Origin of the sequence: Micromonospora sp. GCM10011542, from assembly GCF_042650685.1 — a bacterium.
Lineage (GTDB): Bacteria > Actinomycetota > Actinomycetes > Mycobacteriales > Micromonosporaceae > Micromonospora.
On the sequence record NZ_JBHSBO010000061.1, the window covers coordinates 194,013 to 220,353 of the forward strand.

A 26,341-nucleotide genomic window follows, 5' to 3' on the forward strand; every position below is an offset into this window, starting at 1 on the left:
CCGGCGCTACTTCTGCTCCGTGATCGCCGCGAGGACGGCGGTGAGGTCGCTCTCCAGGGCCGCCTTCTCCAGGCCGAGGTCGGTGAGCACGCCGCTGCCGTCCTCCAGCTCCAGCAGGGCGAGCAGGATGTGCTCGGTGCCGATGTAGTTGTGCCCGAGCCGCAGCGCCTCCCGGAACGTCAACTCCAGCGCCTTCTTGGCGCGCACGTCGAACGGGATGAGGTCCGGGACCTCGCCGGCCGACGGCGGAAGTGCGGTGAGGACCGCCTCGCGAAGCGCCTCCGGCGACACCCCCCGGCCGACGATCGCCTTGGCGGCGAGCCCCTCCGGCTCGGCCAGCAGGCCGAGCACCAGGTGCCCGGGGAGGATCTCGGTGTGCCCGCTGGCCCGGGCCTCGTTCTGCGAGGCCATCACCACGTTGCGGGCCCGAGGGGTGAACCGGCCGAAGCCGGCGTTCGGGTCCAGGGCCGCGGCATCGACTGACACCTTCGGCACGAAGCGCTTCTGGGCGGCCTGCTTGCTGACGCCCATGCTGCGGCCGATGTCGGTCCATGAGGCGCCCGAGCGCCGGGCCTGGTCGACGAAGTGTCCGATCAGGTGGTCGGCGACCTCGCCCAGGTGGTCGGCGGCGAGGACCGCGTCGGTGAGCTGATCGAGGGCGTCGGTGTGCACCTTCTTGATCGCCTGGATCAGGTCGTCGAGCTTGACTGCGTTGCTCATCTGGATGGGTTCCGTCATGTGTCAACCATAAGTTGACGCAGCCTCCCCGTCAACCCAAAGTTGACGCTGGCCGACTGCGAGCCGGGGCATCCGCTCGCCCGCGTCGCGCCCGCGGTCCCGGTCGACCGGCTGGCGGCCGAGCCGGTCGTGCACTACGACGCGTCGCACGGCCTCGCCGGGTGGCTGGACGAGACGATGGCCGCGCACGGGGTGGTGCTGTCCGTGGCGATGCGCAGCCGGCAGACCTCCGCGCCGGCCCTGCTCGCCGCCGCCGGGCTCGGCGTCGCGTTCGTTCCGGTGACTGCCGTGCCGGTGCCGTTCCCCGGCGCGCTGCGTCGACTCGACCCGCCGCTGCACCGGGAGATCGTCGTGCTGGTCGGTGCCGCGTCCGACCCGCTGACCCAGCGCTTCGCTGCCGATCTCAGCCGGCGCGGCGTACCCGTGCCGGCCGAGATCGACCGCAAGCTGGCCGCGACCTGACCGCCGGTCGCGCCGCCGTCAGCCCCAGTTCTGGGGGGCCGGCTGACGGGTGGTGGCGTTGATCCGGTTGAAGAAGTTCGTGGTGGCGATCCAGAGGACGATCGCCGCGAGCTCCTTCTCCCCGAAGTGTCGGGCCGCCTCGTCCCAGATCTCGTCGGGTACGGCGTCGGCCCGGTCGGCGAGGCGGGTGGCCGCCTCCGCGAGCGCCAGCGCCGCCCCGCTCGGCCTCGGTGAAGTACGGGGTCTCCCGCCAGGCGGCCACCGCGAAGAGCCGTTCCTCGGTCTCGCCGGCCTTTCGCGCGGCCCGGGCGCCCGAGTCGACGCAGGCGCTGCACCCGTTGATCTGGCTGGCCCGCAGGTGCACCAGCTCCAGGGTCGTGTTCGGCACTCCGGCCGAGTGGGCGGCCTTGTAGAGCAGGTTGACGGCCTGCACGGCGTCGGGCAGCAGGCCGGCGGGGTTCTGGATGCGCGGCTCGATGATCATTTCGTCCGTCCTGTCCTGTTAGGCTGGCCGGCGTGCGTCGCGGCGCAACGTTTCGGCCCTGTCACCGGTATGTCGGTGGCCCGCCGGACGGTGTGACAGATGTGGTGGCGGTCACATCGGATGCTGGTGGAGGGCCACGATCGAGGTAGACCTGCTGGCCCAGCGCTTCGAAGAGAACCGGTCGCGGCTGCGGGCGGTGGCCCAGCGGATGCTGGGCTCGACCGCCGAGGCCGAGGACGCCGTCCAGGACACCTGGCTGCGACTCAGCCGGGCCGACGTCGAGGGCATCGACAACCTGCCCGGTTGGCTGACGACCACGCTCGGCCGGGTCTGCCTGGACCGGTTGCGGACGCGTACCACCCGTCCCGAGCAGCCGTGGGACACCGCCGGCCCGGAGGCCGCCCCCGCGGACGTCGACCCGGTCGACCCGGAGCGGGAGGCCGTGCTGACCGAGTCGGTCGGCCGCGCGCTCCTGGTCGTCCTGGACACCCTCGCGCCGACCGAGCGCTTCGTGTTCGTCCTGCACGACATGTTCGCGGTCTCCTTCGAGGAGATCGCCGCGGTCGTCGAGCGCAGCCCCGCCGCCGTCCGCCAGATCGCCACCCGGGCCCGCCGCCGGGTGCAGCAGGGCGGCGACGTCCGGGAGACGGACCCGGCCCGTCAACGACGGGTGGTGGAGGCGTTCCTCGCCGCCTCCCGGGAGGGCCGCTTCGACGACCTGGTCAACCTGCTCGACCCGCACGTCGTCATGCGTGCCGACCCGGTGGCGGCCGGGCTGGGCTCGGTCGCCGAGACGCGCGGCTCGGCCGCCATCGCTGGCTTCTTCAACGGCCGGGCGCAGGGCGCGCTGCCGGCGTACGTCGACGGGATGCCGGGGGCGGTCGTGGAAGTCGGCGGGGGCAGGCGGCTCGCGCTCAGCTTCATCGTCACCGACCGGATCATCGGCATCGAGGTGGTGGCCGACCCGGCGCAGCTCGCGTCACTCGACCTCGCCATCGGGGCACCGGAGTCCCGGTAACGGGCCGATCTTCGCCAGTTCCGCCTGACGACCGACCTATGTAGAGTTACGAGTATGGGGATGAAGATCACGGTCCCGGTGGCCAAGGTGCTCGCCGCGCTCCTCACCGAGCCGGACGGTGAGCACTACGGGTTGCACCTGATGCACCAGACGGGCCTGGCCAGCGGCACGCTCTATCCGGTGCTGGCCAGGCTCGAACAGGCCGGCTGGCTGTCCCGCCGGTGGGAGGATCTGGATCCGGCCGCGGCCGGCCGACCGGCCCGGCGCTACTACCAACTCACCGCCGAGGGCGCCACTCAGGCTCACACCGTCCTCGCCGAGTTGCGTGCCAGCACCACCGTCCCGGCCACGAAGACGTCGGCCCAGGCGAGGCCGGCGTGGTGACGGCGGTCCGGGCCCTGGCGCACTGGCTGTTGCGGCAGGCGACACACCGTTGGCCCATCGACCAGCGCGACGACCTCATGCGGGAATGGTCCGCCGAGATCGACGCCATCGCCCAGGACGAAACCGCCCGGCCCGTCGCCCGCCGGTGGCGGATGCTCACCTTCAGCGGAAGTCTCGCCGTCACCCCGAGCGGCGGCAACCGGTACGGGTCGTTCGGAGTGAAGCGAATCATCAGCGTGGTGGCCGCGCTGTCGGTATACCTGCTGGGCCTCACCGTGCTCCAGCGCGCCTGGTACGGGCTCTATCAGATCCAAAAGGAGGGTGCGCGACCGATCATCGACGACTCCAGCCTTGGCGCCCGCCTGGTCGTCGGGGCGGTCGCCCTGAGCCCCGTCGTCGTGGCCGCGCTGCTTGGATGGCTGATAGGCCGCCAGTTGACCCAGAGGGTACGGCCGATGGCACTGGGCCTGTGTCTGATCGCGGTGGTTGCCGCATGGGTGGGCACCGGCTTCCTGGCCGACGCCGTGAACGGGAGCTATGCCGTTCCCACCATGGGGTACCAGTTCGGCAGTCAGCCCTACGGCATGGTCACGAGTTGGGTGGTGTGGCTGCTCTGCTTCGCAGCGGTGGCCGGGGCGTTGCAACGAGGAGGGCGCCACCGGTTGGTGCGCGGTCTCCTGGCGACCGTGCTGGTTGCCGCCGTAGCGGTCACCGCCGGCACGTTCGTGCAATTCGACTCGTCCGCGGCCCCGCGTGCGGAGGCGTGGACCTGGTTCGCCCAGTGGCTGGTGCCTGCCGACCCGTTCACGACCCCTTTCGACGCTGGTGCGGGCAGCTTCCAATCGGCCCGAGGGCTGGTGTTCTTGGTCAGTTCGTACCCGCACGTCCTCCTCGCGGTGGCCGCCTTCGGCGTGGCGTTCCTGCTGGCTCCGAGAGCGACCACCGACGCGGAGGCCGCCCTCGCCCGCTGACGTCGCGCTCGTATCGGCGAACCGTTTGCCGCGCGGGCTCGGGGGTAGCCGGCGAAGGACCGTTCTGACCGGGGGGTAGTGGTGGGTCACCTGTATGACAGCTACGCCGAACTGGCCGCCGCCGAGGAGGAGGGTGTCGCCTACACGCGGACCGCGATCCAACTGCCCACCACCTCGTGGGCGTCCATCGCGATCCACGGCGGCGGCATAGAGGCGGGCAGCGGAGAGCTGGCGCTGGCGGTCGGCGACGGGCTCATGAGCACCTATGTCTTCGCCGGCATCAAGGCCAGCCACAACTCCGACCTGCACATCACGTCCACCGCCTTCGACGAGCCGCAGTGCCGGGCGCTGGTAGGAGCGGCGGACCGGACCCTCTCCTTCCACGGCTACGCGGGTGTCGCCGGCGAGGAGGAGACCGCGCTCGGCGGGCTGGACAGCGAACTCGCCGGGAGCATCTCGGCCGCCCTGACCGGTCAGGGGTTCACCGTCATCTCAGCCTCGCATGAGGTGGCCGGCGCCAAGCCCGCCAACATCTGCAACCGAAACCGGCGGGGTGCCGGCCTGCAGTTGGAACTGTCCCACGCGCTGCGCACGTCGTTCTTTCCCAACGGCGAGGTATCTCAGGCGATGCGCGACTCGGGGCAACGGACGCAGCGCTTCTACGACTACGTCGAGGCCGTCAGATCGGTGGTCGCCATCCCGCAGCCGGTGTCCTGATCACCGCAGCGCATTCGTGAACCGTCGCTGGCCGCTCAGTTGTCCGTCGGGGGCGGCAGCAGTTCGGCGTGCCGCACGAGGTAGCCGCCGTCGGTGACCGGGGCGAAGGGCGCCGGCGCCATGCAGGTGCCGACCGTGCCCTCGCGCCACTGGCCGTCGGGCCCCTGGTCGGCGTTGACCACCGCCCAGGAGAAGCCGACCCGGTCGCCGCCCGGTCCGTCGTACACACTGAAGCCCAGCCGGCGACCCACCAGGTCGGCCGCCAACACGTCGGCCTCGGTGACCACGGCGGTGAGCGTCGCGGTCCGCGCGGCCGTGACCAGGCAGTCGACGCGGGCCGCGAAGCGGACGGTGACGCCGTCCGCCGCGATCCGGTGGGCGACGCGGACCGTGCCGGTCGCGTCGGTGGGCAGGCCGTGGGGCGCGCCGGGTATCGGCCGGCTGTACGGGATGGCGCGTGCCTCGAAGGTGAAGCTGCGCACGTCGCGGTCGGGCGCGAACGTCAACCGGACCTCGCCCGCACCGTCCACACTGGCCGCCCTCGGCGCCTGCCGCGTGGCGCCGGCGCTCGGCACGGCGACCAGCGCCACCCCGACCACGACCGCCGCCGCGCCCAGTCCTCGCAACGTGTTCCTCATCGGTCCTCCCTCGTGGCGACCGGTTGTCGCCGTCGGGTTCCAGGCTGCCGGCGCGCGGAAGCGGCCAACTCCCCCGGTGGCGCGAGCCAGCTCCGCCGCGCGGGGGAGCGCCGGCCGTTCCCCGGCGACGGCTGGACCGCCTTGGTGATCGTCGCGAGGGCGGCGGCGCGGGGAGCGGGTACGCAGGATGGCAGTGATCGACTCGACTTCCTGCGAACCGGGCCATCCGCGAGACCCGGACACCCCGACATCCAGGAAACCGAGTCGATCGAGGCCAGAGCGAGGCGATGCGTTGCGGCAAACCCACATCGAGCGGAACAGGGCCGTGGGCACGAACTCGCGGAGCGGCGGGATCTACAACCAGGGCGGCCCAGGTCACCCGGCGTTGACCAGAGCCGACCGCGATCGTGTGATCGCGAAAGCGCGCGGCGCCTATCATGGATGATCACTGATGGCCATCGACGGGCGGAGAAGGCGGCGGCATGCGGATACGGATCGGTGTGGACGACGCCGCGGCTTCGGGTGAGCTCTTCGACTGGCTACGCGCCGACGCCAGCCTGATCAGAGAAGCTGAGGTGCGGCCCGGTCCGGCAGAGCCGGGAAACCTCGGCGCACTGGAGATCATCGACGTGGTGCTCGGGCAGGCGACGGCAATCTCGAGTCTTGCGCTGGCCGTCGAGACCTGGCGCCGCTCCCGCCCACATCGCGAGAGCCTCACGATCACGCGCCCGGACGGCGCGACCCTGACCCTGCCGAGCGGCGACGCCGAAAACGCCGACGCGATCCGGCAATTTCTGGCTGAAGAGGACGGCGGATCGGATCAGGCCACGCAGTGACCAGGGCCGCCTACCTGCCCGATCCGGCGAGATCGCGGGCCGTGCTGATCGGTGTCTCGGCGTACACCCGGATGCCGGCCATCCCCGCCGCCGCGGCCAACGTAGCCGCCCTGTCCGCCGTGCTCACCGACGCCGACCGGTGGGGGTTGCCCGCGGAGAACTGCCGCCTGGTCGTGGACCCGGTCACCGCTCAGGACATCCTCGACCCGATCCACGAAGCGGCCGCGGCGGCCACCGATGCGCTGGTCGTGTACTTCGCGGGCCACGGGTTGCTCGACAACGGCGAGTTGGAGCTCGCGCTGGTCGGCGGTGCTGCGGACGCGCTGCATCATGCGGTGCACTTCGCCCAGGTACGTCGGGAGGTGGTCACGACCGCGCGGCGCTGCCGGGCAAAGGTGGTGATCATGGACTGCTGTTTCAGCGGACGGGCGATGTCGGGCTTCATGGCCGCGCCGGGGCCGCTGGCCGACCACGCCGTCATCGACGGCACGTACCTGATGACGGCCACCGCTGAGACGACACTGGCCCTGGCTCCACCGGGAGACAGGTACACCGCCTTCACCGCGGCGCTGCTGAGCGTCCTGGAGAACGGCGTACCCGGCGGCCCCGACCCGCTCGACATGGACACCCTGTTCCACCAGGTCGAATCCGAGCTGCGTAGCCGGGGTCAGCCCATTCCGCAGCGCCGCAGCCGCAACGACGGCAACCGGATCGCCCTGGTCCGCAACAGTGCCGCAGGCGCCCCGGGCGAGACCCCGACAAGGGCGTACGAGCAGCCTCGACGGCAGCGCCTTCTCCCGTGGTCGGTAGCCGCGGGCCTGGTGATCGCCGGCGCTGGGCTCGCGAGCACCCTCGCGCTCGACCTCGACCCGAGGACACCGCAGACGAGCGGCTCCACCCCGCCCGTCGTCTCAGGCGGCCCCACCCCGTCCGTCGTCTCGGGCGGCCCTTCCCCGAGCAGTCGCACCACCGAGGCGCCGACGATGACGAGCACCGCGCTTCCGAGTACACAGCGGGTAACCGCGAGCTGGCGCCGCGACGTCTCGACGTCCGACGGCTCCATCCAGATGAGACTGACCGGGGTCAACCAGGATGGCATCTTCTTCTACGTGGTGACCCCGGAGACCAGTTGCCGCGTCGAACGTTCTGAGATCGGCGAGTCGACCGTGATACCGCAACGCGACGGCGTCTGGGTCCGTCTCGTGCCGCTGCAGCAACTGTTCCCGAGCGCCGACGCCACCGACGACGACTTCGACACCCCGGTGGTGTTCGAGGTGCGGTGGGGCCGAGGCGACGCACCTCGCAGTAGCCGCCCCTGCCGGTAACACCAGCCACCCAGCCGTCGACACGAAAAAACTCTGGCCAGGTGGAGAACCACCAGGCCAGAGCCCCCTCATCACTGGCGCGCCGCCAGGTTCCTCGCTACGCCTTGGCGGCCTCGCGGATCATCTTGGCCACCTGCTGCGGATGGGAGATCATGACGACGTGCGACGCGCCGTCGACCGCGACGCTCTCCTTGGCGCCGGCGCGTTGTGCCATGAAGGCGTGGGTCTGGGCGGGAATGGTCTTGTCGAGGGTGCCGTAGATGAACCACGACGGCTTCGACTTCCATGCCGGCTCCGCCTGGAGCTTGTCCTTGAGCGCCGCCTCGGTGACCGGGCGCTGGGTCGCCGCCGAGACCTTGGCCTCTTCCTCGGGGAGGTCGGCGGCAAACTGCTTCCAGAACTTGTCCTGCTGGACGTAGAGGTCATTACCTCCGCCCGGCAGCGGCGCGGGTGGCGCCAGGGCATCCAGGAGGGTGCTGCCCGGGAACTTGGCTGACAGGGCCGCTGCGCTGTCGTCCTTCTCCGGCGCGAATCCGGCTACGTAGACCAGCGCTTTGACGTTCTGGTTGCCGGTGGCGGCAGCACTGATGACCATGCCGCCATAGGAGTGTCCGACCAGCACGATCGGACCCGGGATCGTCTTGAGCACGCTGGCGGTGTAGTCCGCGTCGCTCTTCAACCCCCGCAGGGGGTTCGCGACCGCGACGACCTGGTAGCCGTCATCCTTCAGTTGGCGGACGACTGGATTCCAGCTGGACGAGTCGGCGAAGGCCCCGTGCACCAGGACGACCGTGGGCTTGTCCTGCTGCCCTGCCGGCTGTACGGCGTTCGCCGACGCGGGCCCGATCCCCACCGTCGATGTCAGGGCCAGTACGGCCAGCGCCGCCCAGAGCAGCTGTCGAAAGGCGCGGCTCTGCTGCCTGCTTTACGCATGCGACCACTCCTGAATTTGGCACGACGGGCCGCCTCAGCCTTCCTGCTCCGCGTGCGGCTGTCGCTCGCACCGTGCTGTTGGCCCGGCGGGGCGACTGCCCCTGATTCACGTTACGCTCGCCAACCTCGCTACGGGCCGTGACGGCGCACCTCCCCGGCCGGCGCGGCACGGCGGCGCCGCGGGGTCGCCTGCGTCGACCTCCCGGAGCGCTCCCCGCTCCCGAGCCGAACAGCAGAAAGGCTCCGGCCAGGTGGAAAACCACCAGGCCGGAGCCTTCATCACTTGGTGCGCCGCCAGGGACTCGAACCCCGAACCCGCGGATTAAGAGTCCGCTGCTCTGCCAGTTGAGCTAGCGGCGCTCGCCGGCAACGGGGAGAAACGGTAACACGCCGTCGAGTGCACCCCTCCCCGGGCAGCCACCTCCCGCCCAGGACCCGGCCCTCACGGCGTGATCACCGCCCGGCGCCCGCGGAGTTCGCCCTTTTCGATCATGCGGTGCGCCTCGGCGACCGCCGACAGCGGCAACGCAACGATCCCCCGGGGAGCCAGCCGCCCGGCGGCGAGCAGGTGGTTCACCATGCTGGCGGCCTCGGCCAGCTCGCTCGTCGTGGCGTGGGAGATGACGAAACCGATGATGCTGCGGTCGGACGTGTAGAGCGGGCCGACGGGCAGCACGGGCCGGGTGTGCGCCCCGGCCAACAGCACGATCCGCCCGCGCAGCGCGAGCAGGTCGACGACCGGCTCAAGCTCGTTGCGCCCCGCCGTGTCGAGGTAGACGTCGACGCCGTCGGGGCATGCCGTCCTCAGTTGGCCGATCAGGTCGGGGTGCCGGTAGTCGAGCACCTCGGCGGCCCCGAGCGTCCGGCAGAATTCGGCGTCGGCGGTCGACGCGGTGGCCACCACGCGGGCGCCGGCCGCCGCGGCGAACGCCACGAGCGCCGCGCCGACGTTGCCGCCGCCGCCGGCCACCACCACGGTCTCCCCCATCCGCAGCCGACCGTGCGTGAAGAGGCCCAGGCAGGCCGTCGCGGCGGGGTGGACCACGGCCACCGCGGTCGCCGGTTCGACCCCGGCCGGCAACCGGTAGAGCCGGTCGGCCGGCACGACGGCCTGTTCGGCGGCGCTGCCCTGTCGGCCGTCGTGCCCGAGGCTGTTGCACCACACCAGGTCGCCGACGCCGAAGCCGGTGACGCCGGGACCGGCCTCGGCGACCCGGCCGACCAGGTCACGGCCGACCACGAAGGGCAGTGGCAGGGGTGTGGGGAACGCCCCGGAGCGGACGAACGTGTCGACGTGGTTGACCGTGGTGGCGACGACGTCGACGAGGACGTCGGTCGGACCCGGGCGGGGTGCCGGCAGCTCGCCGTACCGGATGTCGGCGGCGGGCCCCGGACGCTCGATGTATGCGGCGCGCATGGCCATATCCTGGCGGGCCGCGCGGAGATTCCGAGGGGAAACGAAAAGGCTCTGACCCGGTGCGGAACACCCGGTCAGAGCCTTGATCATTTGTGCGCCGCCAGGGACTCGAACCCCGAACCCGCGGATTAAGAGTCCGCTGCTCTGCCAGTTGAGCTAGCGGCGCTCGTTCGGCAACGGAGAGAACATTAGCACCCCGTCGAGCGGGGCTCCAATCCGGTACCCGGCTCACCCCTTCGGTCGAGCTTAACGGGCAAAGCACCCAAATCCACCAGCGCAAACCCGACGGGACCGTGCTCTGCACCCGTGATGCGGCACGATGTCCGCCAGGTACGCGAGAACAGAGGTGGGGATGGCTGGGTTCACGCGGTCCAGGGCGATGGTCGGCGCTCTGACCCTGGTGTTGTCGCTGGCACTCGCCGGGTGCGGCGACGATGGGAAGAAGCCACAGTTCGTCGGTGGGGCGGCGCCGAGTTCGAGCGTCGACGCCGACTCCGGCACGGCCGAGCCGTCGACACCGGCCACGCCGAGCGGGCCGCCACTCGTGCTGAGCCCGGCCGACGGTACGAAGAACAAGCCAGTCAGCACCGAGATCAGCGCGAAGCTGCCGGACGGCAGCAAGGTGTCGGCCGTCACGCTGACCGCCGCGAGCGGCGGCACGGTCGAGGGCAAGCTGCGCACCGACGGCTCCTCCTGGGTGCCGTCCACCCCGCTCAAGTACGGCACCCGCTACACCGCGACGGTCACGGCAACCGGCTCGGACGGCACGACGAGCCAGGGCACCAGCAGCTTCACCACGATGGCCAAGCCGAAGTCGACCATCGGCTCCGGCCTGTACCTCTTCGACGACAAGACCTACGGCGTGGCCATGCCGGTGGTCACCGAGTTCCACCCGGGCATCCCGAAGAAGGACCGGGCGGCGGTGCAGAAGCGGATGTTCGTCCGCACCGACCCGCCGCAGCCGGGTGCCTGGCACTGGGTCGACAACGGCACGCAGGCGTACTACCGGGCGCCGGAGTACTGGAAGCCGGGCACCACGATCACCGTGCGCATCGCGCTGGCCGGGGTGCCGCTGAGCAACGGGCGCTACGGCGACATCGACCGCAAGGCCACCGCGAAGATCGGCCGGTCCTTCGTGATGAAGGTCGACAACGCCACCAAAAAGATGACGGTGTACGAAGACGGCGCGCTGGTCCGCACCCTGCCGGTCAGCCTGGGCAAGAAGAGCACGCCGTCCTCCAGCGGCACGATGGTGGTGATGGAGAAGAAGGAGTCCACCGTCTTCGACACCAGCGACGACCCGAACCCGGCCAACCGCTACGTCACCGACATCGACTTCGCCCAGCGACTGACCTGGGGCGGCGAGTACATCCACGCGGCGCCCTGGTCGGAGCACGTGCAGGGCCGGCAGAACGTCTCGCACGGCTGCGTCAACGTGTCTATGGCGAACGCCCGGTGGCTGTTCGACAAGACGCGGATCGGCGACCCGATCACGATCAAGGGCACCGAGCGCAGGCTCGCCGCCGGCAACGGCTGGACGGCGTGGAGCCTGAGCTGGTCGGAGTTCGTCAAGGGCAGTGCGCTGCCGGTCCCCGAGGGCGGGGCCGGCCCGGCGCTCTGAGCGCCCCCGGCACCCACGCCGGCCCGTCCGAACGGGCGGGTCGGCGCGTACCCTGGCACTGCCCGCGACGCGGCGGTGCCGGCGGCGACCCCTCGGTCCCGTCAACAGACGAGTCAGGCTCACGAATCGCCGGATCCTAGCAAGGTTCCGGCATCATGGTCGGCGTGTTTCGGTTCACCCACAGCAACCGGGACCGGTCCTGGCGCGTCTTTAGGAACGATGGGTGGGACCACGACTGTGAGGAAATCATGCGAGCTAGCCAGGACCAGCTGATCCGGCCCCGCGGACGGCGCCGCGTGTTGGCGGCGGGCCTGCTCGCCGTCGCGCTGGCCTTGACGTCCGCCTGCACCGACGGTGACGGCGGGAAGCCGTCCTCGTGGCAGGGCGGCGGCGAGAGCCCGGCGCCGAAGGCGGCGGCGACCATCAGCGAACCCGCGGTCGACGCGAAGGACGTACCGGCCTCCACGGCCATCGCCTTCAGCACGAAGGACGCGGTGGAGACGGCCGTCGAGCTCAAGGACGCGGCCGGCAAGGCGGTCGAGGGCACCCTCGCCGCGGACGGCAAGAGCTGGCTGCCGGCCGGCGCCCTGGAGTACGGCACCACCTACACCGCCTCGGTGACCGCCACCGGCGACGACGGCCGCCCGGCCACCGCCACCAGCACCTTCACCACCATGGCGAAGCCCGGCAAGCAGGTACGGGTCAGCAGCTTCCTCGGCGACAACCAGGTGGTGGGCGTCGGGATGCCGCTGATCGTCAAGTTCAGCCGGGCGATCCCGGAGGACTACCGCGACGACGTGCAGCGCCGGATGACGGTGACCTCCACCCCGGTCCAGGAGGGCATCTGGCACTGGGTCAGCCCCACCGAGGTCCGTTACCGGCCGAAGGTGTTCTGGAAGGCCGACAGCAAGGTCTCCTACCGGGTCCAGGCCGGTGGCCTGCCGCTCGGCGACGGCTGGTACGGCCGTGCCGACCTCAGCGTGGACGTCAAGATCGGTCCTTCGCTGATCATGACGGTGGACAACAAGACCAAGCGGATGACGGTTACCCGTAACGGCACGGTGATCAAGACGATTCCGGTCAGCCTGGGCAAGAAGAGCACCCCCTCGTCCAGCGGCACCATGGTCGTGATCGAGAAGCTGCGCAAGACGGTCTTCGACACGATGGAGGAGCTCGGCCCCGAGGAGGGCTACCGCACCAAGATCGATTTCGCCCAGCGGCTCACCTGGGGCGGCGAGTTCATCCACGCCGCGCCCTGGTCCGAGGGGCAGCAGGGCAGCGTGAACGTCTCGCACGGCTGCGTGAACGTGTCGATGGCCAACGGTGACTGGTTGTTCCGCAACACCCAGATCGGCGATCCGATCACGGTCAAGGGCACCGAGCGCAAGCTGCAGAACGGCAACGGCTGGACGGACTGGAACATGAGCTGGGAGGAGTACGTCAAGGGCAGCGCCGTGCCCTACGAGCCGCCGGCCGACCCGGACGCCTCGGCCGCCCCGGACGCCACGGCCGGGGCGGACACCCCCTCCCCCACGCCGACCGCCTGAGGCCCCGCAACGACGAAAGCCCCCCTCCGCGAGGAGGGGGGCTTTCCGTTGGGGTGACTGATGGGAATTGAACCCACGACAACCGGGACCACAACCCGGTGCTCTGCCAACTGAGCTACAGCCACCATGCCGCCGTCGCCCGGTCGATCGCCCCGGGCGGGGTGCGGACCAATAATAGCCACACCTCCGCTCGCCGCGTCCACCGGGTTACCCGGCAAGCGAGCGCCAGGGTTAGGAAGGGCCCCCTCCTATACGGAAGGAGTTAAGAAGGTGCCCCTCCTTACCGGCGGGTCAGAGTTCGGCGGCGATCGCCTTGGCGGTCTCCACGTCCGGGCCGGGCAGCGGGACGAACACGGTCCGCCGGTAGTACTCCAGCTCGCGGATGCTCTCCCGGATGTCGGCCAGCGCCCGGTGGGCCAGGCCCTTCTGCGGCTGACCGAAGTACACGCGGGGGTACCAGCGCCGGCACAGCTCCTTGATCGACGAGACGTCGATCATCCGGTAGTGCAGGTGCGCGTCGAGGCGGGGCATGTCGCGGGTGATGAAGCCCCGGTCGGTGGCGATCGAGTTGCCGCACAACGGCGCCGTCCGCGGGTCCTTCACGAAGCTGGTGACGTATTCCAGCACCCGGTCCTCGGCCTCGGCCAGGGTGACCGCGGAGCGGCGCACCTCCTCGGTCAGGCCGGACTTGGCGTGCATGGTCCGGACGATCTCCGGCATCGCCTCCAGCGCGGCCTCGTCGGCGTGGATCACCACGTCGACGCCGTCACCCAGCACGTTGAGGTCGGGATCGGTGACCAGGGCGGCAACCTCGATCAGCTTGTCCCTGCCGAGGTCCAACCCGGTCATTTCACAGTCGATCCAGACGAGGAGATCAGCCACCGGCACAGCCTACGCGCAGCCCACGACCGGCGGCTGCGCGCTCTCACCGCAGCAGACCGCTAGGGTTTCGGGGTGCCAGCAGAACCCGTCGCACCGCCCGCCGTCACCGACGACGATCCCGGCGGCCGTACGGTGCGTCGGCTGGTCACGGTGGTGGCGCTGGCCGCCGTGCTGCCGGCGCTCTACCTGCCGGGCCTGGTGCACAACTTCTTCGACCTGAAGATCTACATGTCGGCGATGGACTGGTGGACGGCCGGCAACCCGCTCTACGACTACGTCCAGCCCGACCGGGTGCAGGGCGAGCTGTACTTCACCTACCCGCCGTTCAGCGCCCTGCTGCTCTGGCCGTTCGCCCTGATCAAGCTCGGTGCCACCGTGGCGATCTTCACCGTGCTCACCCTGCTGGCCGTGGTGGTGACCACCCGGTGGCTGCTGACGCCGGTGCTCGCCCGACACGACCTGCCCCGGGGGTTCACCCTCACCGTCGCCGTGCTGCTGGTGCTGGCGGTGGAGAGCACCCGCGAGACGATCACCTTCGGGCAGATCAACATGCTGCTGGTGGTGCTGATCCTCGCCGACCTGCTCTTCGCCGTACCGCGGGCGCGGCGCTGGGCCGGGGTCGGCATCGGCCTGGCCACCGCGCTGAAGCTCTTTCCCGGCATCTTCATCGTCTACCTGCTGGCCACCCGGCGCTGGCGGGCGGCGGCGATGGCCAGCGCGACGGCCGCGGCGGCCACCCTGCTCGCGGCGGCGGTCGCGCCGGGTGACTCGTGGCGCTTCTGGACGCGGGAGTTGTGGGACAACGATCGGGTGGGCCGCACCGACTACACCGGCAACCAGTCGCTGTTCGGGCTGCTCAGCCGGTTCACCGTTCCCGAGAAGCCGGACCGGCTGCTCTGGCTGCTGGTGGTCGCGGTGGTGGCCGGCTACGGGTTGTGGAGGGCGGTGCGGGCGGCCCGGGCCGGTGACGCGCTGACCGGCCTCACCCTGACCGGGTTGGTCGGCGGCCTGGTCAGCCCGATCACCTGGACCCACCACATCTACTGGTTCATCCCCGCGGTGGTGGTGCTGGCCGACGCGGCGCTGGGCGCCGGCCGACCGGAGCAGCGCCGCCGGCGGCGCTGGCTGGTCGGGCTCGCGGTGGTCACCGCAGCCGTGATCATCTACGGGGTGGTGACGTTCCAGGACTGGGGCGTGGCCCCGGTCCGCACCGACGACCCGCTGAACTTCCTGTGGCGCAACGAGTACGTGCTGCTCAGCCTGCTGCTCCTGGCGGCGCTGCCGATCCGCGGTCGCAGTAGCGGCGACAGCACCCGGGAGAAGTTGCACCAAATGGACACGGCTCCCCACTAGCCGCTATCGGCGCTAATCTGGTCCCATCTACCTCAAGCGTCTCTCGGGTAGCACCGATCCCCCGGTGAAGGTGGCCCTCCGCGTCGGCAGCGCGGAGGGCCACTCGCCATGTCGACCGGCACCGGAGCCGCCGTCCGCTCCGGAGTCGACGGCGGCCAGGCCAGGCTCAACGCCACCTCCGGCGGGCGGGGCGCGCCGGCCGGCGTCGACGCCTCCAGGTCGGCCAGGGTCTCCGGGCGGGCCGCGCCGGCCGGGGTCGGCGGGTCCAGGTCGGTCAGGGTGGATGGGCGGGCCGCCTGGGCGCCGATCGCCGGCCGCAGCCGCTCACCCGAGCCGACCGACACGAGCTGCCGCCCGGCGGGCAGCGACCGGGCCGGGCCGTCGGGCTGCTCGCCCAACCCGCTGAGTGAACTCACCCCGAGCCGACCGGCCAGCACGGGCACCTGGTCCGGCTCCACCACGAAGACCACCTCCCGAGGCCGCGGCGGACGCAGCAGGAGCAGCACCGCGCACGCCACCAGCAGCACGCCGGCCGCGAGCAGGCCCCAGGCGGTCGGGGCGGTCCAGCCGGCCCGCAGCTCGGCGCGCAGGTCCAGGGCGAGGTCACCACCGCCGTCCGGGCGCATCAGCACCAGACTCATCGGCTCACCGGCCAGGTCGCGCGCGCTCCACTCCAGCGAGCCGATGCCCTCGCGTACCCAGAAGGGCCGGCCCAACGGGGTGGGGGTTCCGGCGGTCGGTGCACCGGCGGCCGGGCCGGCCGGATCGACCCGGACCGGCAGCGGACCCCGGGCCAGCGCCACCCGGTGGACCGTGGCGTGTGGCACGGGCTCCAACCAGCGCCGCACCTCGACGGTGGGCGCCAACCCGAGGAAGGCCGGGCCGTCCGGCGTCCGCGCGTCCAGTCGCAGCCGGGTCTGCCCGGTCCGGACGAACGGCGCATCCTGCCGCAGCAGCCGGTCGAGGTCGGTGACCACGACCGCGTGCCCGGGCGTGCGGACCGTCTCGAACCGGGCGGCGAAGGTGCCGCCCGGGTCGGCGTGCCGGGACACCAGCCAGAGTGCCCCGCCGGCGAGAACCGTCGGAATCCCGATGACCAACAGCAGCACTCCGGCGATCGCCCGCACGAACCGCATCCGCTCCGTCTCCTTCCGTAGCCAGGTACCCGGCCGACCTTACCGACGGACACCGGCTGATCAGCGGATATCCACGGCACGGCCGACATTGGCCCCGGAAAGCACCTGGCCCGCCGGAAACGTCCGGCGGGCCAGTGGCGGTGGCGGGTCAGGCGCGCGCGGCGGGCTCCCGGCGGCTGCGGGCGTACGCCAGGCCGCCCAGCACCAGGCCGCCCACGCCTGCGACCAGACCGGCGACGCCGAGGCCGACGGCCAGGCCGTTCTCCGCGTCGTCGTCATCGTCGTCGCTCGCCGCCGCGACGGCCGCGACGGCGGGGGCGGAGGGTGCGGCCGACGGCGACGCGCCGGTCAGGGTGAGCACCGGCGCGGGCTTCTCCGGCTCCTCGCCGCCCGTGGTCGGCTCGTCGATCCAGCGCACCACGGTGCCGTCCGAGTAGGTCTGCAGGGTCTTGAAGACCATCGTGTCGACCGACGGCAGCGGCCCCATCGAGACCGGGAACTCCTGGAACTGGCCCGGCTTGATCGCGGCGTCGCCGGTGGCCGTCCAGGTCAGCTTGGACACCGCCTCGGTGAGCGGGCTGCCGTGCACCTCGATCGGCGGGTCGACCTTGCGCTTCTCCACCGCCACCGTCCAGCCCGGCACCGGCATGGTGGAGACCGAGCCCACCGGGGCGTTCTCCGGCAGTACCACCTCCAGCTTGGTGGTCGACGCGCTGTCGCTCTCGGTCGGCACCCGGAACGCGAACCGCCCGTAGCCGCCCTGGGTCGCCTCCTGCGGGTTCACCGAGACATGGGCGGACGCGGGCCCGGCGAAACCGAGCACGGCGGTGGTGACGGCGGTGAACGCCAGGGCGGCAGCGGCGGTGGCGGTACGCCGGAGACGGGTCATGGAGTCGGGAACCTCTCTAACGGATGGGCACGGTGGCGGTCACCGTGGCCTGGTCGATGTCGGTCGTACGGGCGGTGATCTTGACTTGCCAGTCGCCCGCGGCGGGCAGGTTGATCTCCCCGGTGGCGTGGTTGTCGGTCAACGGCAGCAGCGGGACCTCGATCGGCTCGATCCCGGCCGAGGGCAGGGCGGCGGTGGCCCGCCACTCCACCACCGGCTGCGGCCGGTTGTCCTTGGTGTACGCGTACAGGTGCACCGTGTTGTTGCCGTTCTGCGCCGGGTCGATCTCGACCTGCATGGAGTAGAGCGGGCTGGAGAGGGTGGTCGAGAAGAAGTTGACCTCGGCGCCGGCCGGCCCGGTGACGGCCGTCCGTGCCGGCGTGGTCTGCACCAGCGTGGCGGAGAGCCCCAGCACCACCGCGGTGACCGCCAGCTCGACCCAGACGGCGCGGCGCACCGGCACGGGCCGCGCGGCCGCGGTGCGCCGGCGCACCAACTGCCGGGAGTACGCGGCCACCGCGATCACCAGCACGAACAACCCCATCTTGGCCAGCAGCAGCCGCCCGTACGTGGTGTTGAACAGCGCGTCCGGGGTGGCGACCTCGATCAACGCCTGCACGGTGCCGGCCAGCAGCAGCGCCGAGACGGCGAGCGCGGCCCAGCGCGACCAGATCGGCAGGATCGCGCTCAGCTCCCGCTCGTCGGCCCGGCGCAGCAGGAAACCGGCGAGCATGAGCAGGCCACCCAGCCAGACCGCCATGCTGCCCAGGTGCACCGCGTCCACCAGCACGGAGACCGCGGGGGCCGGCGAGGCCGCCGGGTGCCCGGCCAGCGGCCAGGTGAGCAGGCCGGCCCCGCCCAGCACGGCTAGGATGATCGCGTCCGCGCGACCGGCGGGCCGGCTCAGCAGTGGCCGGAGCAGGAACGCCGCGGCGGCCAGCAGGCCCAGCCGGACCAGGTGCGCGGCGCCGAACGTGCTGCCCAGCACGCTGCTCAGCCCCTCGCCGGTGACGTCGAAGAGCCCGCCGCCGGCGGTGTAGGGCACCTGCAACCACAGGTCGGCGAGGGTGGCGAAGGCCACCAGGGCAACCCCGGCCCAGGCCAGCCGGGCCGGGCCGCGCCGGGACAACCGCCGCGGCCACAGCGCGGCGAGCACCAGCACCGGGCCGACCAGCAGCACCAGGCCGGCGTAGCCGAGGAACCGGGCCACCTTCACCCCGGCGCCCACGACCGGGTCGGCCCGACTGTCGGCACCGGAATCGACCGGCGGCGTCGAGGGGGCGCCGACCGAGTAGGTGAACGCACCGGAGACCGGGTGGCTGTCGGCGGAGATCACCCGGTAGCTGACCAGGTAGGTGCCGCGCGCGCCGGCCGGGTCGACCGGAACGGTCACCGCGCCGCCGTCGAAGCGCGGCTCACCCCGGTCGGCCCGGGAACCGTCCGGCGCGATCACCCGGATCTTGCCCGGAACCTGACGTACCGACTCGCTGAAGGTGAGCACCACCTCGGCCGGCCCGCTCGGCACCACCGCCGAGGCCGCGGGGCTGCTGCTCTCCAGCACCGCGTGGGCGCTGGCGGGCGATGCGGGTGCGATCAGCAGGGCGACGAGGGTGACCAGCAGGCCGGCGGTGGCAGCGAGCCGGGCGAGCCAGCGGCGGGGGGCGACAGTCATGCCGGCCATGCTCGCCGACCGGAGCGGATCTCGGCGACCCGAAAGACGTGTGAATTCACCCGCGCCCCGCCGCCAGCACCGGCGCGAGCGGCCGGTCGTCCCGGCTGACCCGCCCGAGCGCCCACAGCAGCCCCGCCTGCACCACGGCGGCCAGGTGGCCGACCTCGTGCACCAGCGCGGTGGTGGAGTTGGCGATGTCCACCGCGCTCGTGCCGGCCAGGCAGACCGCCAGCACCAGCGCCACCGGCAGGAACGCCCGTGCCCGCTCCGGGCGCCAGGCAGCCAGCGCGAACCCGACGGCCAGCGCCACGTCGAACGAGGCCATCTCCCGGCCGGTGTGCGGGTCCACCGAGACGCCCAACCCGGCGAGCAGGATCGGCAGCGCGATGGCGAGCTGGGCCACGGCGGCCACCGCCACCGCGATCCGCAGCACCTGCTGGCGGGCCCGCCGAAGCGTGGCGGGACTGCGCTGGGCCTCGTCGGCCGCCACCGCGGCGAGCACCGACGCGGTCAGGTCGGGCACCCGCACCGGCTGCACCCGGGCCAGCCGGGTCACCTGCTCGGCGCGGGCCAGCCAGGTGCGGCAGGCGGCACAGCCGGCGATGTGCGCGTCCAGGACCGCCGGCAACGCCTGCGGATCCTCCCCGTCCAGGCGTGCCGACAGCGCCGCGCGTACGTGGTCGCATGTCATGACCAGGTAGTCGGCGGGCAGCGCGGAAAAGTTCCCGACGTGGCCCAGGCCATGCGCGCGACGAAGGGCCCCGCCCGGCGTTCGCCCGACGCGTACTCTGGTCTGTCGTGATCCCCGCCCCGCGCGACACCGCTGCCGTCGGCCCGGCCGACGCGGCCGGTGGCGTGGCCCGGGATCCGGCGACCGAATGGGCGCTGACCGCCCGCGGTGGTGACCCGGCGGCGCAGGCGGCTCTCGTCCGGCTGACCCAGGTGGAGGTCTGGCGATTCACCGCCGCCCTGGTCGATCCGGAAAGCGCCGACGATCTCACGCAGGAGACGTACCTGCGGGCGTTCCGGGCGCTGCCGGGGTTCGAGGGGCGGTCCAGCGCCCGCACCTGGCTGCTCGGCATCGCCCGCCGGACCTGCGCCGACCACCTGCGCGCGGTGGTACGCCGCCGGCGGCTCGACGAGCGGCTCACCGCGAACGCGCACACCGACCGCCCGCACCCGGACCCGGCCGGGCAGCTCGGCGCCGCCGACCTGGTCCGTCGGCTCTCCCCCGAGCGGCGCGGCGCGTTCGTGCTCACCCAACTACTCGGCCTCTCCTACGCCGAGGCCGCCGCCGTGGAGGGGGTGCCGGTGGGCACCATCCGGTCCCGGGTGGCGCGGGCCCGCGACGACCTGGTCGAGGCGGTCGGCGACGCCCTGGCCGGCTGAGCGCGGAACTTCCGGCGCAGACGGGACGACCAATGACCGTGACCGCACCTCCCACCGGGGCCAGCCGCTGGCCCGCCGTCCGGCCCTGGATCGGCACCGCCGCCCGGCTCGGCCTGGCCGCCGTCTGGCTGGTCGCCGGCGCGTCCAAGGTCAGCGACCTGGCCGCGTCCGGCCGGGCCGTCAACGCCTACCAGGTCATGCCGTACGACGTGGCGACCGTCATCGGCGCCGCGCTGCCCTTCGTCGAGTTGGCCCTGGGGCTGCTGCTGCTCGGCCTGGCGACCCGGCTCGGGGCGGCGGTCTCCACGGCGCTGCTGCTGGTCTTCATCGTCGGGATAGCCTCCGCCTGGGGCCGCGGGCTGGCCATCGACTGCGGCTGCTTCGGCAGCGGCGGGCAGCTGGCCGCGGGGCAGGCACCCAGTTACCTCCCGGAGATCCTGCGCGACCTGGGATTCTTGATTATGGCCGGGTTTCTGCTGATCTGGCCCCGTACGCCCGTGTCGGTGGACGGGTGGCTGTCCGGTGAACCCGCCGTGGAGGACGAGGATGAGTAGTCGCAAGGGGCAGAAGGGCTCGGCCCGGGTGGTCCGCGAGCAGCTCGCCCGCGAACGGCGCCGCCGGCGCACCATCTGGGTCTCCGCCGCCGCCGTGGCCGTCCTGGTCATCGCCGGCCTGATCGGCTGGAGCGTCTGGTCGAGCCAGCGCGCCGACGACTTCACCACGCCGCCCGGAGCCAACGCGGCCGGCACCGGCATCGTCACCGGCGGCGGTCCGGTCACCGTCGACGTCTACGAGGACTTCCTCTGCCCGGCCTGCCGGCAGTTCGAGCAGACCACCGGGGCGACCCTGGAGCAGCTCGTGGCCGAGAACAAGGCGAAGGTGGTCTACCACCCGGTGGCGTACCTCAACCGCTTCTCCACCACCGAGTACTCCACCCGCTCCTCGGCCGCCTCCGGCTGCGCGGCGGCCGGCGGCAGGTTCCGCGAGTACGCCAAGGCGCTCTTCGAAAGGCAGCCGCCCGAGGGCAGCGCCGGGCTCACCGACGACCAGCTGATCGACATCGGGGCCGGCGTCGGGCTGGACCGGGGCTCGTTCGGCGACTGCGTCCGGGACGACACCTACCGGACGTGGACCGAGCACGTCACCGAGGAGGCCAGCCGGGCCGGGGTCACCGGCACCCCGACCATCCTGGTCAACGGTCAGCCGCTGGCCGACCGCAGCCCGCAGGGCCTCACCTCGGCCGTAGCGGCGGCCGGCAAGTGATCCGTACCGTGCTGGCCCGAGCCGGCCTGATCGCCACCGCCGCCTGCGCCGTCACCCTGCTGACGGCCGCGCCAGCCGCCGCGCACGGCGCGGACGCCCCGGACGGCACCGACTACCGCACCCGGGCCACCGGAGTCAGCCCCGCCCGTCCGGGCCTGGAGGTCCGGGTGATCGAGGCGGGCGCCCGGCTGGAGCTGACCAACCACACCGACCGCCCGGTCGAGGTGATCGGGTACTCCGGCGAGCCGTACCTGCGGATCGGCCCGGACGGCGTGTTCGAGAACACCCACTCCCCCGCCGCCTACCTCAACCGCACCATCGCGGGGGACACCACGCTGCCGGCCGAGGCCGACCCGGCGGCCGCACCGTCGTGGCGCCGCATCGACGACGGGCCGACGGCGCGCTGGCACGACCAGCGCGCGCTGTGGCGGGAAGCCACGCCGCCGGACGCGGTCCGCGCCGCACCGGACCGGGAGCACCGGGTACGGGACTGGGCGGTCCCGCTGCGCGACGGCACCGACCCCGTCGAGATCCGCGGCACGCTGGACTGGGTGCCGCCGCCGGACGCGTACACCTGGTGGGCGGTGACCATCGTGGGCGTGCTCGCGGTGGGCGCGCTCGGCCTGCTTACCGCCACCGCACCGGCCGGCGCCCGGGCACTCTCCGCGCTGGGGGCGCTGCTGATCGCCGGCGGCGCGGTCGCCATGGTGTACCCGGTGGGCCGCGAACTGGACGCCGGCGCCGACGGGGTGGGCGGGGTGCTGGTCGGGCTGCTGTCCGGGCAGATCTGGTCGCTGCTCACCGGGCTCGGCGCGATCGCGGCCGGGGGTTACGCGCTGGCCCGCCGGCCGGCCGCCGACTTCGCGCTGGCGCTCGCGGGCGCCTGCCTGGCGCTCTTCGCCGGGGTCGGCAATGCGGCGGTGTTCGCCCGGTCGGTCGCCCCGGTGCCGTGGTCGGCGCAGGCCGCCCGGGTCATGGTCGCGCTGGTGCTCGTCGCCGGCGCCGGCGCCACCGCCGCGGGCGTCCTGCGCCTGCACGCCGCCACCCGCACCCCCACGCCACGTCCCGACCCGGTCCCGGCGGGCCTGCGCCAGGACTGACGGCGGCGCGTCAGCGCGCCTGTCGAGCTGCCCCAGATATGGGGCGCACGTGATGCCAGCGGGATCGCGGTCGCCGACGACGATCCGCTGTAGCGTGCTGGAACCTCCCGCCAGGTGGTGCGGGGTCAGCGGGTGCGGTGCGGGGTGAATCCGTAGGGAAGCTCGAGGCGGTGACGGGCCAGCAGGGCCTCGTCGGCCAGCAGGTCGAGGGTGGGGGCGTCGGCGACGATCCGGCCGGCGTCGAGGATCACCGAGCGCTGGCACAGCTCCGCCGCGTACGGCAGGTCGTGGGTCACCATCAGCAGGGTCACCGGCAGGCCGCGCAGGATCTCGGCCAGCTCCCGTCGGGCCGCCGGATCCAGGTTCGACGAGGGCTCGTCCAGCACCAGGATCTCCGGGTGCATGGCCAGCACGGTGGCCACCGCCACGCGCCGGCGCTGCCCGAAGGAGAGGTGCTGCGGGGCCCGGTCGCGATGCTCGCTCATCCCCACCGCGGCGAGGGCCTCGTCCACCCGGGCGGTCAGCTCCGCCCCGCGCAGCCCCAGGTTGGCCGGCCCGAACGCGACGTCCTCCGCCACCGTCGGCAGGAAGAGCTGATCGTCCGGGTCCTGGAAGACGATGCCCACCCGGCGACGCACCTCGGCAAGGGTGGCCCGGTCCGGGGTGACCGCGAGCCCGCCTACGCTGACGCTGCCCTGCGTGGGGGTCAGGATGCCGTTGAGGTGCAGCACCAGGGTGGTCTTGCCGGCGCCGTTCGGGCCGAGCAGCGCCACCCGCTCGCCGCGCGGCACGGTCAGGTCCACCCCGTGCAGGGCGACGTGCCCGTCCGGGTACGCGTACCGGACGTCACGAACGTCCAGCGAGACAGCGGTCTGCACGACACCGATCATGTCAGCACGACGGCGGTGGCGGCGATGGTGGCCGCCAGCACCGGCACGACGGCCGCGACCGCCCACTGCCCCGCCGTCGCCGCCCCGGTGCCCTGCCACACCGCCGGCATCCGCCCCGAGTAGCCGCGGGACAGCATCGCCAGGTAGACCCGCTCACCACGCTCGAAGGCGCGCAGGAACAGCGCCCCGATGCCGGCGGCGAAGCCGCGCAGTTGCCAGAGGAAGCGGGGGTCGTCCCCCCGGGAGATCCGGGCCACCCGCATCCGCCGCGCCTCGCCGACCAGCACGTCCAGGTACCGCAGCATGAACGTGGCGATCTGGGTGAGCACCTGCGGGCAGTGCAACCGGTCCAGACCGACGATCAGGTCCCGGGTGCTGGTGGTCGCGGCCAGCAGCAGCGACGCCAGCACCCCCAGGGTGCCCTTGGCCAGGATGTTCCAGGCGCCGTGCAGCCCGTCCTCGGACAGCCGCAGGCCGAGCACGTCGACTCGTTCGCCGGCGCCGAGGAACGGCAGCGCCACCGCGAAGAGCACGAACGGCAGCTCGATCAGCGCCCGGGTGAGCAGCCAGCGCGGCCCCACCCGGGCCAGCGCCGCGACCGCCGCCACCAGCACGGCGTACCCGCCGAAGGCCCAGAACGCCGCCCGCGGGGTGGCCACCACGGCGATGGTGAAGACCACCATCGCCGCGATCTTGACCTCGGGTGGAAGCCGGTGCACCGGCGAGTCCGTGTCCCGGTACAACACGTGCGCGTGACCCGCGCCCATCCGCGTACCCCCTCAGCCCGCCGCGCCGGCGTGCCGCCGGTCGCCGGCGTCACCCGCGACGGGCGTGGCCTCGGCGTCGTCGGTCCCGCCGGTCGAGCCGCGGCGCCTCAGCAGCCAGAAGCCGCCCGCGCCGATCGCGAAGGTGAGCAGCACCCCCAGCACGCCGGACAGGCCGGTGGAGAGGAAACCGTTGTCCACGCCGCGCACCGCGTAGTCGGCGAGCGGACTGTCGGCCAGCTCGTGCTCGCGGGACCGCTGGGCGGGGCAGCTGCCGCCGACGATGTTGTCGTCGGCGTCGACGGTGCAGCCCTTGAGCAACGACGAGTCCAGCCCGTCCGGGTGCGACGAGGCGTAGTTGCTGACGACGCCGGCCAGCAGCAGCGCGACGAGCAGGCCACCCACCAGGAAACCCCAGGAGCGGTTCTTCACCGGACACCTCCGACGGCCGGGGCGGTGGACGCGGGCGCGGTGCGACGCAGGCCGCGCAGCGCGTAGACGAGGTCGGGACGTACCTTCGCGACCGTCACCACGGTGGTCGCGGTGATCAGGCCCTCGCCGATGCCGATCAGCAGGTGCACTCCCGCCATCGTGCCGGCCAGGCCGACCAGGTTGCCGCCGAGGTCGGTGGTGCCGCCCAGCCAGTACTGCAACACGAAGCCCTGGGACGCGACGACCACGCTGAGCAGCGCGGAGACGAACGCGGTCACGGCCAGGCCGGCCGGGGTGCGGGGCAGCACCCGCAGCAGCAGGGCGATCAGCAGGTACGCCGCAGCGGTGCCGAGCAGCGCCATGTTGGTGATGTTGAGACCGAGCATGGCCACGCCGCCGTCGCCGAAGACCAGCGCCTGCACGATGAGCACCACCGCCACACAGAGCGCGCCGACCCAGGGGCCGACCAGCATCGCGGCGAGCGCGCCACCGAGCAGGTGACCGCTGACCCCGGCCGTGAAGATCGGGAAGTTGAGCATCTGCACGGCGAAGATGAACGCCGCGACCAGGCCGGCCATCGGCGCGAGCCGGTCGTCCAGCTCCTGCCGGCCCCGAAGGACGCAGCCGGTCAGCGCGGCCAGGGCGAGCGCCGCGAAGACCGCCGCGACGGGACCGTTGATGATCCCGTTCGAGATGTGCATCGCCAGGGTCTCCACGCGACCTCCCCACGCGTCGGCGGGCTCGTCCGCGCCGGCGCTCATGAGCCTATTTCCCACGGCTCTTTGTTGCCAATGTCTGGCAACAACGCATGGTTTTGATCACCATCGGAGCCGGCCGGCACATCCCGGTCAGCGCGTCGGCGGCGGCAGCGACGACGGGCGCGACGGTAGGGTCGAGGCCATGACCGCGCCCGACCGCCTGTCCCCCGGTGACCCCGCGCCCGAGTGGACCCTGCCAACCGACACCGGCGACCAGCTCTCCCTGGCCGACCTGCGCGGCCGCAAGGTCGTCCTGTACGCCTACCCGGCGGCGATGACCCCCGGCTGCACCAAGCAGGCCTGCGACTTCCGCGACTCGCTCGCCTCGCTCCAGGCCGCCGGCTACGAGGTGGTGGGCCTCTCCCCGGACAAGCCGGAGAAGCTGGCCAAGTTCCGCGACCGGGACGCCATCACCTTCCCGCTGGTCTCGGACACCGACAAGGCGGTGCTGAGCGCGTACGGCGCCTACGGCGAGAAGCAGATGTACGGCAAGACGGTGACCGGCGTGATCCGTTCGACCTTCGTCATCGACGAGGACGGAAAGATCGAGCGGGCGCTCTACAACGTCAAGGCCACCGGCCACGTGGCGAAGCTCCGCCGCGACCTCGGCCTGGACTGAGTTCGTCGTACCGGGCCACTACGTTGCGTTGGTGGCCCGCTACAAGTACACGCCCGAGGCGCTCGCCGAGGCGGCCGCCGCCGCCCGCACCATCACCCCCACC

Annotated in this window: 28 protein-coding genes, 3 tRNA genes and 1 pseudogene; 15 read left to right on the forward strand and 17 right to left on the reverse strand. The window is 72.4% G+C overall.

Features of this window, described 5'->3' with window-relative positions:
* Nucleotides 1-6 precede the first annotated feature (6 nt).
* Nucleotides 7-738, reverse strand: a complete 732-nt coding sequence (locus ACFOW4_RS26395) for a Clp protease N-terminal domain-containing protein (protein WP_377532622.1) — start codon at nt 736-738, stop codon at nt 7-9.
* 42 nt (nt 739-780) lie between these two features.
* Between ACFOW4_RS26395 and ACFOW4_RS26400 the strand changes: the two genes are divergently transcribed.
* The gene (locus ACFOW4_RS26400; protein WP_377532624.1) at nt 781-1,200 is read left to right on the forward strand and encodes a LysR substrate-binding domain-containing protein; all 420 of its coding nucleotides are present in this window, start codon (nt 781-783) and stop codon (nt 1,198-1,200) included.
* A gap of 18 nt (nt 1,201-1,218) precedes the next feature.
* Here the strand turns inward: ACFOW4_RS26400 and ACFOW4_RS26405 are convergent.
* Nucleotides 1,219-1,684 (reverse strand): annotated as a pseudogene (locus tag ACFOW4_RS26405) (carboxymuconolactone decarboxylase family protein).
* A 139-nt stretch (nt 1,685-1,823) separates the two neighbouring features.
* On the opposite strand from ACFOW4_RS26405, the gene ACFOW4_RS26410 reads away from it, so the two are divergent.
* The 4 genes from ACFOW4_RS26410 (at nt 1,824) to ACFOW4_RS26425 (ending at nt 4,774) form a co-directional block, all read left to right on the forward strand.
* Complete coding sequence (locus tag ACFOW4_RS26410; RefSeq protein WP_377532749.1) at nt 1,824-2,702, forward strand: sigma-70 family RNA polymerase sigma factor; 879 nt, start codon at nt 1,824-1,826, stop codon at nt 2,700-2,702.
* A 54-nt stretch (nt 2,703-2,756) separates the two neighbouring features.
* On the forward strand, nt 2,757-3,086 hold the full coding sequence (locus ACFOW4_RS26415) for a PadR family transcriptional regulator (protein ID WP_377532626.1): 330 nt from the start codon (nt 2,757-2,759) through the stop codon (nt 3,084-3,086).
* On the forward strand, nt 3,080-4,057 hold the full coding sequence (locus ACFOW4_RS26420; RefSeq protein WP_377532628.1) for a hypothetical protein: 978 nt from the start codon (nt 3,080-3,082) through the stop codon (nt 4,055-4,057). The genes ACFOW4_RS26415 and ACFOW4_RS26420 overlap by 7 nt, the downstream gene beginning before the upstream one ends.
* Nucleotides 4,058-4,138: 81 nt before the next feature.
* Entirely contained in the window at nt 4,139-4,774 is a 636-nt protein-coding gene (locus ACFOW4_RS26425) for a poly-gamma-glutamate hydrolase family protein (protein ID WP_377532630.1), read from the forward strand.
* Between the two features lie 35 nt (nt 4,775-4,809).
* On the opposite strand, the gene ACFOW4_RS26430 is transcribed toward ACFOW4_RS26425, so the two are convergent.
* Entirely contained in the window at nt 4,810-5,412 is a 603-nt protein-coding gene (locus ACFOW4_RS26430; RefSeq protein ID WP_377532633.1) for a hypothetical protein, read from the reverse strand.
* Between the two features lie 482 nt (nt 5,413-5,894).
* Between ACFOW4_RS26430 and ACFOW4_RS26435 the strand changes: the two genes are divergently transcribed.
* Nucleotides 5,895-6,248, forward strand: coding sequence for a hypothetical protein (locus tag ACFOW4_RS26435; RefSeq protein WP_377532636.1), 354 nt, complete (start codon nt 5,895-5,897; stop codon nt 6,246-6,248).
* On the forward strand, nt 6,245-7,573 hold the full coding sequence (locus ACFOW4_RS26440) for a caspase domain-containing protein (protein WP_377532638.1): 1,329 nt from the start codon (nt 6,245-6,247) through the stop codon (nt 7,571-7,573). Before ACFOW4_RS26435 ends, ACFOW4_RS26440 begins: the two co-directional genes overlap by 4 nt.
* 97 nt (nt 7,574-7,670) lie before the next feature.
* On the opposite strand, the gene ACFOW4_RS26445 is transcribed toward ACFOW4_RS26440, so the two are convergent.
* The 4 genes from ACFOW4_RS26445 to ACFOW4_RS26460 form a co-directional block, all read right to left on the reverse strand.
* Complete coding sequence (locus ACFOW4_RS26445) at nt 7,671-8,354, reverse strand: alpha/beta fold hydrolase (protein ID WP_377532640.1); 684 nt, start codon at nt 8,352-8,354, stop codon at nt 7,671-7,673.
* A gap of 436 nt (nt 8,355-8,790) precedes the next feature.
* Nucleotides 8,791-8,866: transfer RNA gene (locus ACFOW4_RS26450), tRNA-Lys, on the reverse strand.
* Nucleotides 8,867-8,948: 82 nt separating this feature from the next.
* Nucleotides 8,949-9,923 carry an NADPH:quinone reductase gene (locus ACFOW4_RS26455; protein ID WP_377532643.1) on the reverse strand — a complete coding sequence of 325 codons (975 nt, stop codon included), beginning with the start codon at nt 9,921-9,923 and terminating at the stop codon, nt 8,949-8,951.
* 93 nt (nt 9,924-10,016) lie between these two features.
* A tRNA-Lys gene (locus ACFOW4_RS26460) sits at nt 10,017-10,089 on the reverse strand.
* A gap of 186 nt (nt 10,090-10,275) precedes the next feature.
* On the opposite strand from ACFOW4_RS26460, the gene ACFOW4_RS26465 reads away from it, so the two are divergent.
* Both ACFOW4_RS26465 and ACFOW4_RS26470 read left to right on the forward strand, forming a co-directional pair.
* Entirely contained in the window at nt 10,276-11,544 is a 1,269-nt protein-coding gene (locus ACFOW4_RS26465; RefSeq protein WP_377532646.1) for an Ig-like domain-containing protein, read from the forward strand.
* Nucleotides 11,545-11,792: 248 nt separating this feature from the next.
* The gene (locus tag ACFOW4_RS26470) at nt 11,793-13,091 is read left to right on the forward strand and encodes an Ig-like domain-containing protein (RefSeq protein ID WP_377532649.1); all 1,299 of its coding nucleotides are present in this window, start codon (nt 11,793-11,795) and stop codon (nt 13,089-13,091) included.
* A 49-nt stretch (nt 13,092-13,140) separates the two neighbouring features.
* On the opposite strand, the gene ACFOW4_RS26475 is transcribed toward ACFOW4_RS26470, so the two are convergent.
* Nucleotides 13,141-13,216 (reverse strand) — tRNA-His (locus ACFOW4_RS26475).
* Between the two features lie 166 nt (nt 13,217-13,382).
* On the reverse strand, nt 13,383-13,979 hold the full coding sequence (gene orn, locus ACFOW4_RS26480) for an oligoribonuclease (RefSeq protein WP_377532651.1): 597 nt from the start codon (nt 13,977-13,979) through the stop codon (nt 13,383-13,385).
* Nucleotides 13,980-14,045: 66 nt separating this feature from the next.
* Between orn and ACFOW4_RS26485 the strand changes: the two genes are divergently transcribed.
* Nucleotides 14,046-15,326: a glycosyltransferase 87 family protein gene (locus tag ACFOW4_RS26485; RefSeq protein WP_377532653.1), complete on the forward strand. Its 1,281-nt coding sequence runs from the start codon at nt 14,046-14,048 to the stop codon at nt 15,324-15,326.
* Between the two features lie 32 nt (nt 15,327-15,358).
* Here the strand turns inward: ACFOW4_RS26485 and ACFOW4_RS26490 are convergent, their stop codons facing one another.
* The 4 genes from ACFOW4_RS26490 to ACFOW4_RS26505 form a co-directional block, all read right to left on the reverse strand.
* Nucleotides 15,359-16,462 (reverse strand): hypothetical protein, encoded by a 1,104-nt coding sequence (locus tag ACFOW4_RS26490; RefSeq protein WP_377532655.1) that lies wholly within the window; start codon nt 16,460-16,462, stop codon nt 15,359-15,361.
* A gap of 148 nt (nt 16,463-16,610) precedes the next feature.
* Nucleotides 16,611-17,351: a YcnI family protein gene (locus ACFOW4_RS26495; protein ID WP_377532657.1), complete on the reverse strand. Its 741-nt coding sequence runs from the start codon at nt 17,349-17,351 to the stop codon at nt 16,611-16,613.
* Nucleotides 17,352-17,367: 16 nt separating this feature from the next.
* Nucleotides 17,368-19,032, reverse strand: coding sequence for a copper resistance CopC/CopD family protein (locus ACFOW4_RS26500; protein ID WP_377532659.1), 1,665 nt, complete (start codon nt 19,030-19,032; stop codon nt 17,368-17,370).
* A gap of 46 nt (nt 19,033-19,078) precedes the next feature.
* Nucleotides 19,079-19,714, reverse strand: a complete 636-nt coding sequence (locus tag ACFOW4_RS26505; RefSeq protein WP_377532661.1) for a zf-HC2 domain-containing protein — start codon at nt 19,712-19,714, stop codon at nt 19,079-19,081.
* A gap of 107 nt (nt 19,715-19,821) precedes the next feature.
* On the opposite strand from ACFOW4_RS26505, the gene ACFOW4_RS26510 reads away from it, so the two are divergent.
* The 4 genes from ACFOW4_RS26510 to ACFOW4_RS26525 are packed head-to-tail and all read left to right on the forward strand — an operon-like array spanning nt 19,822 to nt 22,775.
* On the forward strand, nt 19,822-20,412 hold the full coding sequence (locus ACFOW4_RS26510; protein ID WP_377532663.1) for a sigma-70 family RNA polymerase sigma factor: 591 nt from the start codon (nt 19,822-19,824) through the stop codon (nt 20,410-20,412).
* Between the two features lie 32 nt (nt 20,413-20,444).
* Nucleotides 20,445-20,966: a MauE/DoxX family redox-associated membrane protein gene (locus ACFOW4_RS26515; RefSeq protein ID WP_377532665.1), complete on the forward strand. Its 522-nt coding sequence runs from the start codon at nt 20,445-20,447 to the stop codon at nt 20,964-20,966.
* Nucleotides 20,959-21,675 carry a DsbA family protein gene (locus ACFOW4_RS26520; protein WP_377532667.1) on the forward strand — a complete coding sequence of 239 codons (717 nt, stop codon included), beginning with the start codon at nt 20,959-20,961 and terminating at the stop codon, nt 21,673-21,675. Before ACFOW4_RS26515 ends, ACFOW4_RS26520 begins: the two co-directional genes overlap by 8 nt.
* Nucleotides 21,672-22,775, forward strand: coding sequence for a hypothetical protein (locus ACFOW4_RS26525; RefSeq protein WP_377532669.1), 1,104 nt, complete (start codon nt 21,672-21,674; stop codon nt 22,773-22,775). The genes ACFOW4_RS26520 and ACFOW4_RS26525 overlap by 4 nt, the downstream gene beginning before the upstream one ends.
* A 125-nt stretch (nt 22,776-22,900) precedes the next feature.
* On the opposite strand, the gene ACFOW4_RS26530 is transcribed toward ACFOW4_RS26525, so the two are convergent.
* From ACFOW4_RS26530 to ACFOW4_RS26545, 4 genes are read right to left on the reverse strand one after another with little or no spacing between them, the layout of a single operon-like run.
* Nucleotides 22,901-23,665, reverse strand: a complete 765-nt coding sequence (locus ACFOW4_RS26530; RefSeq protein WP_377532670.1) for an energy-coupling factor ABC transporter ATP-binding protein — start codon at nt 23,663-23,665, stop codon at nt 22,901-22,903.
* A complete protein-coding gene (cbiQ, locus tag ACFOW4_RS26535; protein WP_377532672.1) occupies nt 23,662-24,432 on the reverse strand; it encodes a cobalt ECF transporter T component CbiQ in 771 nt (256 codons plus the stop codon). The genes ACFOW4_RS26530 and cbiQ overlap by 4 nt, the downstream gene beginning before the upstream one ends.
* Before the next feature lie 12 nt (nt 24,433-24,444).
* The gene (locus ACFOW4_RS26540) at nt 24,445-24,861 is read right to left on the reverse strand and encodes a PDGLE domain-containing protein (protein ID WP_377532674.1); all 417 of its coding nucleotides are present in this window, start codon (nt 24,859-24,861) and stop codon (nt 24,445-24,447) included.
* The gene (locus ACFOW4_RS26545) at nt 24,858-25,577 is read right to left on the reverse strand and encodes an energy-coupling factor ABC transporter permease (RefSeq protein ID WP_377532676.1); all 720 of its coding nucleotides are present in this window, start codon (nt 25,575-25,577) and stop codon (nt 24,858-24,860) included. Before ACFOW4_RS26545 ends, ACFOW4_RS26540 begins: the two co-directional genes overlap by 4 nt.
* A gap of 184 nt (nt 25,578-25,761) precedes the next feature.
* On the opposite strand from ACFOW4_RS26545, the gene bcp reads away from it, so the two are divergent.
* Nucleotides 25,762-26,238 (forward strand): thioredoxin-dependent thiol peroxidase, encoded by a 477-nt coding sequence (gene bcp / locus ACFOW4_RS26550; RefSeq protein WP_377532678.1) that lies wholly within the window; start codon nt 25,762-25,764, stop codon nt 26,236-26,238.
* The last annotated feature ends 103 nt before the right edge of the window (nt 26,239-26,341 follow it).